At 59.7% G+C, this 13,025-nt stretch carries 13 protein-coding genes; 7 read left to right on the top strand and 6 right to left on the bottom strand.

The genetic code is table 11. The features are described 5' to 3' along the window. Positions 1 to 151: 151 nt before the first annotated feature. Together AWX27_RS02595 and AWX27_RS02600 are read left to right on the top strand one after the other, a co-directional pair. Positions 152 to 340, top strand: a complete 189-nt coding sequence (locus AWX27_RS02595) for a hypothetical protein (protein WP_047727675.1) — start codon at positions 152 to 154, stop codon at positions 338 to 340. 105 nt (positions 341 to 445) lie between these two features. After that, positions 446 to 1,132 carry a MarC family NAAT transporter gene (locus tag AWX27_RS02600; RefSeq protein ID WP_038877591.1) on the top strand — a complete coding sequence of 229 codons (687 nt, stop codon included), beginning with the start codon at positions 446 to 448 and terminating at the stop codon, positions 1,130 to 1,132. 40 nt (positions 1,133 to 1,172) lie between these two features. On the opposite strand, the gene AWX27_RS02605 is transcribed toward AWX27_RS02600, so the two are convergent. From AWX27_RS02605 to AWX27_RS02630, 6 genes are all read right to left on the bottom strand, one after another. Continuing rightward, the gene (locus AWX27_RS02605; protein WP_060419226.1) at positions 1,173 to 2,306 is read right to left on the bottom strand and encodes an ABC transporter substrate-binding protein; all 1,134 of its coding nucleotides are present in this window, start codon (positions 2,304 to 2,306) and stop codon (positions 1,173 to 1,175) included. Positions 2,307 to 2,456: 150 nt separating this feature from the next. Next, complete coding sequence (locus tag AWX27_RS02610) at positions 2,457 to 3,740, bottom strand: SLC5/6 family protein (RefSeq protein WP_060419228.1); 1,284 nt, start codon at positions 3,738 to 3,740, stop codon at positions 2,457 to 2,459. A gap of 257 nt (positions 3,741 to 3,997) precedes the next feature. Beyond that, positions 3,998 to 5,335, bottom strand: a complete 1,338-nt coding sequence (locus AWX27_RS02615; RefSeq protein WP_060419230.1) for a c-type cytochrome — start codon at positions 5,333 to 5,335, stop codon at positions 3,998 to 4,000. A 12-nt stretch (positions 5,336 to 5,347) separates the two neighbouring features. After that, a complete protein-coding gene (locus AWX27_RS02620; protein ID WP_025302609.1) occupies positions 5,348 to 7,129 on the bottom strand; it encodes a GMC family oxidoreductase in 1,782 nt (593 codons plus the stop codon). A 2-nt stretch (positions 7,130 to 7,131) separates the two neighbouring features. Then, entirely contained in the window at positions 7,132 to 7,857 is a 726-nt protein-coding gene (locus tag AWX27_RS02625; RefSeq protein ID WP_038877597.1) for a gluconate 2-dehydrogenase subunit 3 family protein, read from the bottom strand. Positions 7,858 to 8,166: 309 nt separating this feature from the next. Beyond that, positions 8,167 to 8,832, bottom strand: coding sequence for a transglycosylase SLT domain-containing protein (locus AWX27_RS02630; RefSeq protein ID WP_049295470.1), 666 nt, complete (start codon positions 8,830 to 8,832; stop codon positions 8,167 to 8,169). Positions 8,833 to 8,941: 109 nt separating this feature from the next. Here AWX27_RS02630 and ghoS point away from each other — a divergent pair, with 109 nt between their 5' ends. From ghoS to AWX27_RS02655, 5 genes are all read left to right on the top strand, one after another. Continuing rightward, positions 8,942 to 9,241: a type V toxin-antitoxin system endoribonuclease antitoxin GhoS gene (gene ghoS / locus AWX27_RS02635; RefSeq protein WP_060419232.1), complete on the top strand. Its 300-nt coding sequence runs from the start codon at positions 8,942 to 8,944 to the stop codon at positions 9,239 to 9,241. A gap of 131 nt (positions 9,242 to 9,372) precedes the next feature. Continuing rightward, positions 9,373 to 10,317, top strand: coding sequence for a metal ABC transporter substrate-binding protein (locus AWX27_RS02640; protein WP_060419234.1), 945 nt, complete (start codon positions 9,373 to 9,375; stop codon positions 10,315 to 10,317). Next, on the top strand, positions 10,314 to 11,204 hold the full coding sequence (locus tag AWX27_RS02645) for a manganese/iron ABC transporter ATP-binding protein (RefSeq protein WP_047727680.1): 891 nt from the start codon (positions 10,314 to 10,316) through the stop codon (positions 11,202 to 11,204). Before AWX27_RS02640 ends, AWX27_RS02645 begins: the two co-directional genes overlap by 4 nt. Beyond that, positions 11,204 to 12,064 (top strand): iron/manganese ABC transporter permease subunit YfeC, encoded by an 861-nt coding sequence (yfeC, locus tag AWX27_RS02650; RefSeq protein WP_049198580.1) that lies wholly within the window; start codon positions 11,204 to 11,206, stop codon positions 12,062 to 12,064. The genes AWX27_RS02645 and yfeC overlap by 1 nt, the downstream gene beginning before the upstream one ends. Continuing rightward, positions 12,064 to 12,918: a metal ABC transporter permease gene (locus AWX27_RS02655; protein ID WP_060419236.1), complete on the top strand. Its 855-nt coding sequence runs from the start codon at positions 12,064 to 12,066 to the stop codon at positions 12,916 to 12,918. Before yfeC ends, AWX27_RS02655 begins: the two co-directional genes overlap by 1 nt. Positions 12,919 to 13,025: the final 107 nt, after the last annotated feature.

Raw genomic sequence — 13,025 nt, forward strand, 5'->3', positions numbered from 1 at the left:
TCTTAAGCGCTTAAATGGTAAAAACAGTTAAAAATAATTAATAATAATTACAGCACGGACGTGCCTACTCTCGGCGACAACACGCTGACAGAGCGTCTTGGCATCACTATCCTTACGTTATTCACTGGTGAACAGGTCTTGAGCTCATAATATGAACCGGTTACTCGCAGTCCTCGTCGTGCTATGCGCGGTATTAGCGACGCTGTATGGGCTGGTGCATTTTGGCGCGCGTTCAGTGCCGCGAGCGATTGCGGTCAATGAAGCGCCGCTGGGGTGTGAGGATGAACCGGAGCTCGCCGGCGAGTGCAATGGTGAAGAGGAAACGCCGGCCGACGGTTAATTAACCTTCCGAGCTATCCCCATTGCCGCCAGAGACACGGCAGGCTAGGCTGTTCAGCTCATGGGCCGCCGCCTGGCGGCTTGAACGTTGCACAGGGAGTTTTTTATGACGGGTATTTTGCAGTTATTCCAGGCCATCGGACTGGGTTTGGTGCTGCTGTTGCCGCTGGCCAACCCGCTGACCACGGTGGCGTTGCTGCTCGGGTTGTCCGGCAATATGACGCGCGAAGAGCGTAACCAGCAGTCGCTGATGGCCTCGGTTTATGTGTTCTGCATCATGACGGTGGCGTTTTACGCCGGGCAGGTGGTGATGAACACCTTCGGCATTTCGATCCCCGGCCTGCGCATCGCCGGCGGGCTGATCGTCGCCTTCATCGGTTTTCGCATGTTGTTCCCCCAGCAGAGCCCTGAAGAGGCACCGGAGGTAGAAAGCAAGTCGCACGAGCTGCGCCATAAGACGTCGGCCAACATCGCCTTCGTGCCGTTGGCCATGCCGAGCACCGCCGGGCCGGGTACCATCGCGATGATCATCAGCTCGGCGTCGAGCGTCAAAGCGAACACGCTGGGTTTTGAACCCTGGGTACTGGCCGTGGCGCCGGTTGCCATCTTCCTGACGGTCGCGGTGATCCTGTGGGGCTGCCTGCTCAGTTCCGGCGCCATCATGCGCTTGGTGGGGAAAAGCGGCATCGAGGCGATCTCTCGCCTGATGGGCTTCCTGCTGGTGTGCATGGGCGTGCAGTTCATCATCAACGGCGTACTGGAGATTATCTCCACCTATACGCCGGCCGCCTGACGATAAAAAACGGGCGCGATGATCGTCGCGCCCGTTGCCGTTATTTCCCCGCCGGCGCCTGCGCGCCCAAAATGCCCTTGCCTTCCGGCACTTCGGTAAAGCGGCTGAGGATCTCGCTGTAGGTCTTGGCCGGATCCAGATCCGGGAACTGCGCCGGATAGATAAACTTCGCCAGATACTCCAGCCCCACGATGTTGTACGGGTGGTTGTAGAAGTTATGGTAGATGCCGTAGAACCGCCCTTCCTTCACCGCCGACACCTGAGCGAACCCCGGGCGCTGCTTCATCCGGTTGAAAGCCTCATCCACCTGCTGCTGCGTCACGCCATAGCCAAACGGCACCGCGGCGTTGGTCTTGCTGGCCCACTGCGAACCGGAAACGATGTAGGCGTCCGGCTTCATGCTGATCACTTTTTCCAGCGCCACGTCGCCGGTGGCGCCCGGCAGCAGCGCAGAGCCGATATTGCGCGCGCCGACCGCTTCCACCAACGCGCCCCAGCCGACGTGGCCGTGGGTATAGCAGCAGGACTCCAGCCCGTTCAGGCCGGCCTTGGCTTCAAAGAACACCAGCGGCTTGGGTTCCACCGCCTGCGTCTTGGCCAGAATGGCCTGATAGTGCTGCTGATAATAATCGGTATATTGCTTGGCTTCGCTTTCGCGGTTGAGGGTTTCCCCCAGCAGCGTCACGCTTTTCGGCGTGTTTTCCACCGGCTTGAGCATGGTGTCGATAAACAGTACCGGCACGTTCAACGCCTTCAGCTTATCCAGCACGCCGGTTTGGCTCAGCGAAGGTTTGGAACGCAGCTGGGCGATCATCAGATCGGGGCGTTTGGCGATCACGCTTTCCAGATTGACTTCGCCCTTGTCGCTGAACCCCATATCGATGATGTTTTTCGCCGCCGGCCATTTGCTTTGCAAGATGTCCCAGGTCGCCGCATCGCTTTTCTTCAGCAGGTTGTTCCAGGCCACCAGCCGATCGAACGGGTTGGCGCGATCGAGCAGCGCCAGCGTGAGAATATCGCGCCCGTCCTGCACCACGATGCGTTTTGGCTCTTGCTGGAGGGTGAGCGTCTGGCCGGAAGTGTCGGTCAGGGTCAGCGGATAGGTAGTGGCCATCGCCGGGGCGGAAAGCGCGGCGGCGCAAACCAGCGCCGACAGAGTAATTCGACGGTGCACGAAAAGCTCCTTGGTAAACAATTCAACCAGGGAATAGTAATGAGAATGGCTAGCATTATCAAAGGTCACGCCGCGTTGCCCGGCGATTAATTGCAAAGGGATGTGTAATGCGGGATGAAGAGGCGCGCCGGAAGCGGCGCGCCCTGAGGATCACACCAGGCCGTAGATCAGCGCCGACAGCGCAATCAGGCCCATCACCAGTACGAATACGTTGCTCGCCGCGCGGTATTTACGCATTGCCGGCACCGCGCGCACCGCGTACATCGGCAGAATGAACAGGATGGCGGCAATCAGCGGGCCGCTGATGGTTTCAATGATGTGCAGCGCGCTGGGGTTCCACACCGTCGCCGCCCAGGTGAGCAGGAACAGCGACACCGCCGAGATGCGGTGCGTCATACGCGAACTGAGCGGTTTGCCGACCGCGCGCGTGACGCCGTCGATCAGGCTGGTCGCCCCTTCCGTCACCCCCAGCGAGGTGCCGAGATAGGATTTGGCCATTGCCAACATCGCCATTACCGGGCCGAGATAGGCGATCAGCGGGTTGGAGAATTTGTTGGCCAGCGTGGTCAGCACCGTGATGTTCTGGTCTTTCGCCTGCTGCATGTCTTCATGGGACAGGCTCAGCACGCAGCTGAACACGAAAAACAGCACGGTGACGCAGATCAGCACATAGCTGTAGCGCATGATGCGCGCGCAGCGGCGTTCCGCCTTATCGCCATACAGGCTCTTCTGGGTCGAGGCGAAGGAAGAGATGATCGGCGCATGGCTGAAGGAGAACACCATCACCGGCACCGCCAGCCACAGCGAATGCCACAGCCCCGGCGTGTCGAAGCGGGTGGCGGCCAGGCCACTAACGAAGTTGGCAGTATTCCAGCTCGGCATCAGGTACAGCGAAATGCCCATCAGGAACACCAGCAGCGGGAACACCAGCATGCCCATCGCCGCCACGATGCTGTCTTTGCCGCGCAGCAGCACCAGATTGAGCACCACCACCACCGCCAGGCTCAGCCAGATGCGCGGCAGCGGCGCCACGTGGAACTGATGGATCAGGAAGCTGTCCAGCGCGTTGGTGATCGAAATGCTGTACACCAGCACGATCGGGAAGAACGCCATCAGATACAGCATCATGATGATTTTGCCGGCCAGCACGCCGAAGTGTTCCACCACCACATCGTGAATATTGCCGTCGCGGCTGGAGCCGGACAGCACGAAGCGGCTGAGCGCGCGGTGCGGCAAATAGGTCAGCGGAAAAGCGAACAGCGCCATCAACAGCAGCACCAGCGGGCCGTTCAAACCGGCGTTGATCGGCAAGAACAGCGTGCCGGCACCCACCGCGGTGGCATAAAGGCCGAACATCCAGACGGTGTCGGTTTTGTTCCATTTGGCTGGCTGAGCGGCCGTCAGCGTGCCTGAATCGGGAGAAATCGTACTCATGAGACAGTCTACCTTAATCTACGGCGCCAACGATTGCGCCTAACGGGATATCCTTCTCCGCGAACTTTTTAATAGTAATCAGTGAATTAAAGCGATATTTCATACTTACGCCTGATGAAAGGACGGCAAAGGATAATGAAAAATCCCCTGCGGGTCTATGTTTTATCGGCCGAACGGGCAATTTGCGAACAGGAAATGCTGAAAAAATCGGCATACACAGAAAAAACTAAGGGCCCCTTGCGGAGCCCTTAAGCGGTTTACTTCTTCGCGTCCGGATGGTCCGGCACCTCGGCGCTGCCCATCTCCTTCTCGTCGCGGATCATCGAGCGGTCTTTACGCACGTCGGCCACGTCGGAGGCGCTCACCGGTTTGGCGCTGTTGCCCCAGCTGGTACGGATGAAGTTCACCACGTCCGCCACCTGCTGATCGTTCAAACGCCAGCCGAACGGCGGCATGGTGATGTTGGACACCGCCCCCTGCACCGCCGGCGTAGTGTTGCCGGTCAGCACGATGTGGATCAGCGAGGTCGCGTCCTCGGTCTGCACCACCGGGTTGCCCTTCAGCGACGGGAAGGCGCGCTTGTAGCCCACGCCGTCGGTGCGGTGGCAGGCCGCGCAGTTATCGACATACAGCGCCGCGCCGGGCTTGCTGTCGTCGCCGCGCCACAGATCCTTGGCCACGCTGTCTTCGACCGGCGCCGCCTGCTGTTTGCCGTCTTTCGGCGGCAGCGATTTCAGGTAGCGTGCGATGGCGGTCAGATCGTCGTCGCTCAGGTATTGCAGGCTGTGCTCCACCACGTCGCTCATGCCGCCAAACACGATCGCCTTGTCGTTACGGCCGGTTTTCAGGAACTCGGTCAGCTCGGCTTCGCTCCAGCTGCCCAGGCCATCCTTACGGTCGCTGCGCAAGCTGGAAGCCACCCAGCCGTCGATCGGCGCGTTGCTGCCGGACAGATAGTCGTCGCTTTCGCTGTTGCTCAACGCTTTTTCCTGCATGGTGATGCTGCGCGGGGTATGGCAAGCGCCGCAGTGGCCCAGGCCTTCCACCAGATAACGACCGCGTTCAATCACCGGATCGGCTTTGGCGTCAGCCACGAAGTCCGCCGGCGACGGCGCAAACATGCCGCGCCAGATGCTCAGCGGCCAGCGCATCGACAGCGGCCACGGGATGTCGGAATCCTTGTTGGCCTGCTCCACCGGCTGCACGCCGTGCATGAAATAGGCATACATGGCGCGCATGTCTTCCTCTTTCACCAGCGCGAACGACGGGTACGGCATCGCCGGGTACAGGGTACTGCCGTTTTTGGCTACGCCCTTACGCACCGCGTTGTCGAAATCTTCGAAGCTGTAATCGCCGATGCCGGTTTTCTTGTCCGGCGTGATGTTGGTGGAGTAAATGGTGCCGATCGGCGTCTCCATCGCCAGACCGCCGGCGAAGGTTTTGCCGCTCTTGCCGTCGGTGTGGCAGGCCACGCAGTCGCCGGCGCGCGCCAGGTATTCACCGCGCTTGATAAGCTCGCTGCTGACGGTGGCGTCCTGCGCCCAAACGGAAAAACTCACTGCACTGAGAACCAGTGCCGGTACAAATGCTTTCATCGTTCGCCGTCCTTATGCCTGCACCAATGGGCCTGGGTTTTTCAGATACTGCTCGCGAATAGCGCGGGCAGACCAGTAAGCCAGCGCCGCCACGGTGCCGGTCGGGTTGTAGCCCAGCCCCTGCGGGAAGGCCGAGGCGCCGATCGAGAACACGTTGTGCACGTCCCAGCTCTGCAGATAGCGGTTGACCGCGCTGGTCTTCGGATCTTCCCCCATTACCGCGCCGCCGTTCATGTGGGTGGTCTGGTAGCTGGTGGTATCGAAGTGGCTGTTGGCGTTTTTCGGGCTGCCGGCGATCAGTTTCGGGTTCATCGCCTTGGCGATCGGCGCCATCTTGTCGTACATGAACTGCGCCATCTTGATGTCGTTTTCCTGCCAGTCGAACGTCATGCGCAGCAGCGGCTGGCCAAAGACGTTCTTGTAGTTGGGATCGAGATCCAGATAGTTATTGCGGTACGACTGGTGCGCGCCGTGGGCGTCCATCGAAACGTGGTGGGTGTAGGCATCCGCCACCGCCGCTTTCCACTTGCTGCCCCAGGCCGGGGTGCCCGGCGGGGTCGGCAGGCCGGAGATCGGCTTGGTGCCCGCCTGGTTGACCCAGAACGGCGAACCGCCGACGAAGCCTTCTTTGGCGTGGTCGAAGTTATCGGCGTTAAAGTCGTCCACGCCCACGCCGTTGCCGCCGGCGCCGATGAACGGGTTGGTAAACACGTCTTTATCGAAGAACGCCTTGATGGTGGTCATGTTCTGGTAGGCGAAGTTGCGCCCGACCACGCCTTCGCCGGTCACCGGATCGTAAGGCTTGCCGATGCCGGACAGCAGCATCAGGTGCACGTTGTGGAACTGGAACGCGCCCAGGATCACCAGATCGGCCGGCTGTTCAATCTCGCGGCCCTGCGCATCGACGTAGTTCACGCCGGTGGCGCGGGACTTGTCGTCGGTCAGGTTGACCTTCAGCACGTTGGCGTTGGTGCGCAGCTCGAAGCGTTTTTCCATGCGCAGCGCCGGCAGAATGTTGACGTTCGGCGAAGCTTTGGAATACATGTAGCAGGCGTAGCCGCTGCAGAAACCACAGAAGTTGCACGGGCCCATCTGCGCGCCGTACGGGTTGGTGTAAGAGTCCGAGGTGTTGGCGGACGGCAGGTTGTAAGGGTGGTAACCCACCTCCAGCGCCGCTTTCTCGAACAGCTGGGCGGAGTAGGTATTTTTCTGCGCCGGCAGCGGGAAGTCGCTGGAGCGATCTGCCGCAAAGCGGTTGCCGCCCTTCTGCGCCACTTTCTGCCCTTTGATGGTCCAGGCGGTGCCGGAGGTGCCGAACACTTTCTCCGCTTTGTCGAAGAACGGTTCCAGCTCGTCGTAGGTCACGCCGAAGTCCTGGATGGTCATGTCCTTCGGAATGAAGTTTTTGCCGTAGCGCTCTTCATAGTGGCTGCGCATGCGCAGTTCGATCGGATCGACGCGGAAATGCACGCCCGACCAGTGCAGGCCGGCGCCGCCGACGCCGGTGCCCGGCAGGAACGCCGCCAGTTGGCGGTAAGGCACCGCGGTCTGGCTGCTGTTGTGACGAATGGTGACGGTGCTTTTCGACAGATCCTGGAACAGCTTGCGGCGGATGTTATAGGTCAGCTCATCGATCACCTGCGGATAAGACCCGTCCGGATAGGTGTCGCGCATCGGGCCGCGCTCCAGCGCCACCACGTTGAGGCCGGCCTCGGTCAGCTCTTTGGCCATGATCGCGCCCACCCAGCCGAAGCCGACGATCACCGCATCTACTTTTTTCATTACCGTTGCCATGATTAGCCCCTCTCCCCACGAATCGAGACCGGCGGGAAGGGATAACGCTCCCCTCGCTCAACCCAGTCCATAAAATCGGCGCGTGCGCCCGGAAAATTAATCAGCTTCCAACCCACCATGTCTTTGTTGCCGCCATGGATAGGATCGCTGAAGAAACCTTCGCGGGTGTTTTGCAGCAGATAGGAGAAGAACAGTTTCGACGGCAGCTGCTGGAACTCCGCCTCGCCGGACTCGAACTTTTGCAGCATGGCGTCTTGCTGCGCGCCATCCAGTTCGGCGAAAGGCTTGCCGGCGGTTTTCTTGCTGTAAGCGTCGGCGTCACTGATGCCGAGGTTGTAGATTTGCTTGGGCACCAGCGGCAGCTGATAGCCCATCTCCTTCGGCACATCGGGGTTGAATGGCCCCTGCATGTACCAGATGGAGCCGGTGGCGTACGGGGTATTCATCTGGCGATCAATAAACTCCGGCACGCCGGCTTCCAGTGCGCCAGGGCCGCGTTCGTCGGCCGGGATCAGGCGCGCAACGGCGGCCTTGATGAAGGCCCACTCTTCCGGGGTGAAAAAGGTCGGTTGGTAATCGTTCTGCGTTGTGGTGTTCGAGGCCGCGACCGCCGGTGTCGGTGCCGTCAGCGCGCCAACGCCGCTGCCACCAATTACCGCCGCAGGAATTAAGGTCATCGATTTCAACAAGAAATCGCGCCGCGAATTGTTGGTTTTATGGTTCGACATGTCACATTCCATCCAAAGATAGTCACAACTATTTAACCGCAACCTTGCGATCGATATGGGTTTTTAAAATAATTTGTTACTTATTTGTATATTTATTGAAGGTCACAATGCGCGCAAAAGCAAAAATGTTACCGGTAACTTATTGAATGAACGTAAAGATTTATCTGCTAACGTAAATTTAACTTTTTGTGCGGTTTTTCCGATAAGCGGAGAGGAAATAACGAAAAATGAGAAGTAGGTCGCGCACTAGAACGGCGCCGGAAACAAAATCGGCCGCGTTCAGCGGCCGATTTGAAGAAGGATGGCAGGCTACGGCGACATCGCCTGATAAGCGGTGGTCACCTTCCACAAATAGCGCGGCGCCTGCGGTGCCGGGTGCTTTTTCTGGATGTGCTGATAAAACTCATCCGGGCTCATCTGATTGATGCGATTGACCGCCACGCGCTTGTCCGAGGAGAAGGTGCGCAACATGGCGCCCGCCCCGTTCACGTACGAAACGATGGTGGCATAACGCAAAGTCTGTGGGTTGTTGATCCCGGCTAGCTGCTGGCTTTGAAGAATATTGATATAGGCCGTTCCCAGATCAATATTGACCGCCGGATCCTTCAGCTCTCGCGAGCTGGGTTGCCCGCTTCGTCCTTTCATGCGATAGGCGTCGCGGCCGGCGGTAGAAGCCTTAAGCTGCATCAATCCCACTGCGTTCGAGGTGCTGACCACGTTCGGGTTAAACCCGGACTCCACCTGAATAATCGCTTTAATCAGCGTTTCGTCGACGCCATAGTTGCTGGCGGCCTGACGAATGTAATCGTTATAAACAACCGGCGTGCCTGTGCGATTTACCGGTGCCTGCGGAGGGGGTTTTAACCAACCGCCGCGCGTTGTGCCACTGCCTGAAATATTGCTTGCCGTTTGCGGGTCTTTGGCGCACCCCGACAAAAGTAAAATTGCCGTAAGGCAACCTATTTTTGTTTTCACAGAATCCCTCACTCCTTTCAATGAGTTGCGTAGCATATACAACTTGTAAGGACACCTGCAGTAATTTTTTGGACTAATCTCAAGCTATCCATATACCAAGAGGTGATTTATGAGTCAATCTGCAACAAGCTGCTTTGTGGTGACTTTTCGCTATCAGGAAGAAGGATTGACCGACCTGGCGAAGCTGACCGGGCAATTGACGCGGGAGGGTTTTGTCACGTCGGTGACAGACGAGAATGGCGTTCACCACGAACTCGGCAGCAACAGTTTTGCGTTTATAACCGTGCTGGATCAAGAGGATGTACAGCGGCTGGCGCAGGGGTTCGGGCAGTTGGCCTTGGGAAAACAGCCTGAGGTGACTATATGCAGCTGTAAGGACTACCTTCAGCGGTTACATACTGATACATAAAATGCTATAACTCCCCGGACGGTATTATTTTTTCAGTTGGAGAAATACCCCGCCGGCGGTGGGCAAGTGACGCTTGACTTCGCTTCAATTGATATTGATAATCATTTTCATTTGAACCAGGAGACGTCATCATGCCATTGATAAGTTGCGCTTTTCGCCGTAGTCGCCTTCCCCGCGCTGCCGCACTGTTACGCCCTTTCACGCTCGCCTGCCTGCTGCTCGGCGCCGCTATGGCCAGCCCACACGCGCTGGCGGAAAAGAAGCTGCGCGTGGTGACCACCTTTACCATCATTCAGGACATCGCCCAGAACGTGGCGGGTGACGCCGCCGTGGTAGAATCCATCACCAAACCGGGTGCCGAGATCCACGACTATCAACCTACCCCGCGCGACATCGTCAAGGCGCAGCACGCCGATCTGATCCTGTGGAACGGCATGAACCTGGAACGCTGGTTCCAGCGCTTCTTCGAGAACATCAAGCAGGTGCCGGCGGCGGTCGTGACCGAAGGCATCACCCCACTGCCGATCCGCGAAGGGCCGTATAACGGCAACCCGAACCCGCATGCCTGGATGTCGCCGAGCAACGCGCTGGTGTACATCGAGAACATCCGTAAGGCGCTGGTAGAGCACGATCCGGCCCATGCAGAAACCTACAACCGCAACGCCAAGGCCTACGCAGAGAAGATCGGCGCGCTGGACGCCCCGCTGCGCGAACGCCTGGCGCGCATTCCTGCCGCACAGCGTTGGCTGGTGACCAGCGAAGGCGCCTTCAGCTATCTGGCGCAGGACTACCAGCTGAAAGAAGTTTATCTTTGGCCGATCAACGCCGATGAGCAAGGCTCGCCGCAGCAGGTGCGCCGGGTGATCGATGCGGTGCGCGCCCACCATATTCCGGTGGTGTTCAGCGAGAGCACCATTTCCGACAAGCCGGCCAAGCAGGTGGCGAAAGAGACCGGCGCCAAATACGGCGGCGTGCTGTACGTGGATTCACTGTCCACCCGCGATGGCCCGGTGCCGACCTATATCGACCTGCTCAACACCACCGTGCAAACCATCGCCAAAGGATTCGATCAATGACCCATGAACCGTTTGTCCGCCCTGAATTGAACGTGGACGACGTCACCGTAACCTACAACAACGGGCACACCGCCATTCACAACGCCAGCTTTACCCTGAGCGGCGGTTCGATCTGCGCGCTGGTCGGCGTCAACGGCAGCGGCAAATCGACGCTGTTCAAAAGCATCATGGGCCTGGTCAGGCCCACTGCCGGCCAGGTGTCGCTGAGCGACAAACCGGTGGCGGACGCGCTGAAAAAGAACCTGATCGCCTACGTGCCGCAGACCGAAGACGTCGACTGGAACTTCCCGGTGCTGGTGGAAGACGTGGTGATGATGGGCCGTTACGGCAAGATGAACTTCCTGCGCATCCCGTCGCGCGAAGACCGGCTGCGGGTCGACAAGGCGCTGGAACGCGTCGGCCTGAGCGAGCTGCGCAGCCGGCAGATCGGCGAGCTGTCCGGCGGCCAGAAAAAACGCGTGTTTCTGGCGCGTGCGCTGGCGCAACAGGGCACGGTACTGCTGCTGGACGAGCCGTTCACCGGCGTGGATGTAAAAACCGAGAACGCCATTATCGAGCTGCTGCGCGCGCTGCGCGACGAGGGGCACCTGATCCTGGTTTCCACCCATAACCTCGGCAGCGTGCCGGAGTTTTGCGATCGGGTGATCCTCATCAACCGCACGGTGCTGGCCGCCGGCCCGACCGAGACCACCTTCACCCAGAGCAACCTGGAACAGGCGTTCGGCGGCGTGCTGCGCCATATCAACCTCTCCGGCCCGGATCTGCACGACGACAACGATCCGCGCACAGTTACGGTGTTGACCGACGATGAACGCCCCGCGGTGTTCTACGGCCACACCAAGAGCGATCCGCCGGCCAACAGCCAGGCCAGGGAGAAACAATCCTGATGCTGGACCTTCTGCTGCAACCTTTCAGTTATAACTACATGGTGAAAGCCATCTGGGTCAGCGCCATCGTCGGCGCCGCCTGCGCGTTCCTCTCCGCCTACCTGATGTTGAAAGGGTGGTCGCTGATGGGCGACGCGCTGTCGCACTCGGTGGTGCCCGGCGTAGCCGGCGCCTACGCCCTCGGCCTGCCCTACGCCGCCGGCGCCTTCTTCACCGGCATGCTGGCGGCGCTGGCGATGACGCTGGTGCGCCACATCACCCGGCTGCGCGAAGACGCCATCATCGGCTTTATCTTCTCCACCTTCTTCGCCGTCGGCCTGCTGATCGTGTCGCTCAACCCCACCTCGGTCAACGTACAGTCGATCATCTTCGGCAATATCCTCGGCATCGCCGACGAAGACGTGCTGCAGGTGGAAATCATCATCGGCGTTTCGCTGCTGATCCTGTGCCTGGTGTGGAAAGACCTGCTGGCGGTGTTCTTCGACGAAAGTCACGCGGTGTCGATCGGCCTGTCGCCGCTAAAGCTGAAGATCCTGTTCTTCACCCTGCTTAGCGCCTGCACCGTCGCCGCGCTGCAAACCGTCGGCGCCATTTTGGTGATCGCCATGGTGATCACGCCGGGCGCCACCGCCTACCTGCTGACCGATCGCTTCAGCCGGCTGGTGATCATCGCCATCATCATCGGTTCGCTGACCAGCGGCGTCGGCGCCTACCTGAGTTTCTTCCTCGACGGTGCCACCGGGGGCGTGATTGTCACCCTGCAAACGCTGGTGTTCCTGGCGGCGTTCTTCTTCGCGCCGAAACACGGCCTGCTGGCGTCCCGGCGCCGCGTGGCGCATTCGCAAACCGGAGGCCGCTGATGGACACCCTGTATCAACTGCTCAGCGAACCCTTCGCCTACCCGTTCATGCAGCGGGCGATCGTCGCCGCCATCGTCACCGGCGTAGTGTGCGCCGTGCTCTCCTGCTATCTGGTGCTCAAAGGCTGGTCGCTGATGGGCGACGCCATCTCGCACGCGGTGCTGCCCGGCATCGTGGTAGCGTTCGTGGTCGGCATCCCGCTGGCGATCGGCGCGTTCCTCTCCGGCATCTTTTGCGCGGTAGCCACCGGCTACCTGAAAGAGAACAGCCGGGTGAAAGAAGACACGGTGATGGGCATCGTCTTTTCCGGCATGTTCGCCTTCGGCCTGGTGCTGTTCTCGCGCATCGATACCGACCAGCACCTGAGCCACATTCTGTTCGGCAACATGCTGGGCATTACCGACGGCGAGCTGAAGCAAACCCTGCTGATCGCCGGCATTACCCTGGCGGTGGTGCTGCTCAAGCGTAAAGACTTCATGCTGTACTGCTTCGATCCGCATCATGCGCGGGTGATTGGCCTGCCGGTCAAGCTGCTGCACTACGGGCTGCTGTGCCTGCTGGCGATGACCATCGTCGCCTCGCTGCAGGCCGTGGGGGTGATCCTGGTGATCGCCATGCTGATCGCCCCCGGCATCATCGCCTTTATGCTGTGCCGCCGCTTCGACCACATGCTGATGGTGGCGACGATAGTATCGGTGTTCTCCTGCGTGCTCGGCACCCTGATCAGCTTCCACATCGACGGCGCCACCGGCCCCTGCATCGTCATCGTACAGGCCGTGCTGTTCGTTATCGCCTTGTTGTACAGCAAGCTGCGTCCGTTACAGCGTAACCAAGGCGCCCTCACCGGCGGTTAACTCCCCGATGCGGCGATGCCCTCTGCTCGCCGCATCACCTTCCCCCGCTCATCGCGTCGTTGTCATCAAGTTGCAACCGGTATTGCGCTTAAATTAATCAATAGGGT

Source organism: Serratia sp. 2880STDY5682894 (genome assembly GCF_001537385.1).
In the GTDB taxonomy this organism is placed as follows: Bacteria; Pseudomonadota; Gammaproteobacteria; order Enterobacterales; family Enterobacteriaceae; genus Serratia; species Serratia nevei.

What these genes read in the sequence shown, in the direction of transcription:
- AWX27_RS02615 (WP_060419230.1), bottom strand. Translation starts at nt 5,335, where the DNA reads ATGAAAGCATTTGTACCGGCACTGGTTCTCAGTGCAGTGAGTTTTTCC.
- yfeC (WP_049198580.1), top strand. Translation starts at nt 11,204, where the DNA reads ATGCTGGACCTTCTGCTGCAACCTTTCAGTTATAACTACATGGTGAAA.
- AWX27_RS02655 (WP_060419236.1), top strand. Translation starts at nt 12,064, where the DNA reads ATGGACACCCTGTATCAACTGCTCAGCGAACCCTTCGCCTACCCGTTC.
- AWX27_RS02600 (WP_038877591.1), top strand. Translation starts at nt 446, where the DNA reads ATGACGGGTATTTTGCAGTTATTCCAGGCCATCGGACTGGGTTTGGTG.
- ghoS (WP_060419232.1), top strand. Translation starts at nt 8,942, where the DNA reads ATGAGTCAATCTGCAACAAGCTGCTTTGTGGTGACTTTTCGCTATCAG.
- AWX27_RS02595 (WP_047727675.1), top strand. Translation starts at nt 152, where the DNA reads ATGAACCGGTTACTCGCAGTCCTCGTCGTGCTATGCGCGGTATTAGCG.
- AWX27_RS02625 (WP_038877597.1), bottom strand. Translation starts at nt 7,857, where the DNA reads ATGTCGAACCATAAAACCAACAATTCGCGGCGCGATTTCTTGTTGAAA.
- AWX27_RS02610 (WP_060419228.1), bottom strand. Translation starts at nt 3,740, where the DNA reads ATGAGTACGATTTCTCCCGATTCAGGCACGCTGACGGCCGCTCAGCCA.
- AWX27_RS02640 (WP_060419234.1), top strand. Translation starts at nt 9,373, where the DNA reads ATGCCATTGATAAGTTGCGCTTTTCGCCGTAGTCGCCTTCCCCGCGCT.
- AWX27_RS02620 (WP_025302609.1), bottom strand. Translation starts at nt 7,129, where the DNA reads ATGGCAACGGTAATGAAAAAAGTAGATGCGGTGATCGTCGGCTTCGGC.
- AWX27_RS02645 (WP_047727680.1), top strand. Translation starts at nt 10,314, where the DNA reads ATGACCCATGAACCGTTTGTCCGCCCTGAATTGAACGTGGACGACGTC.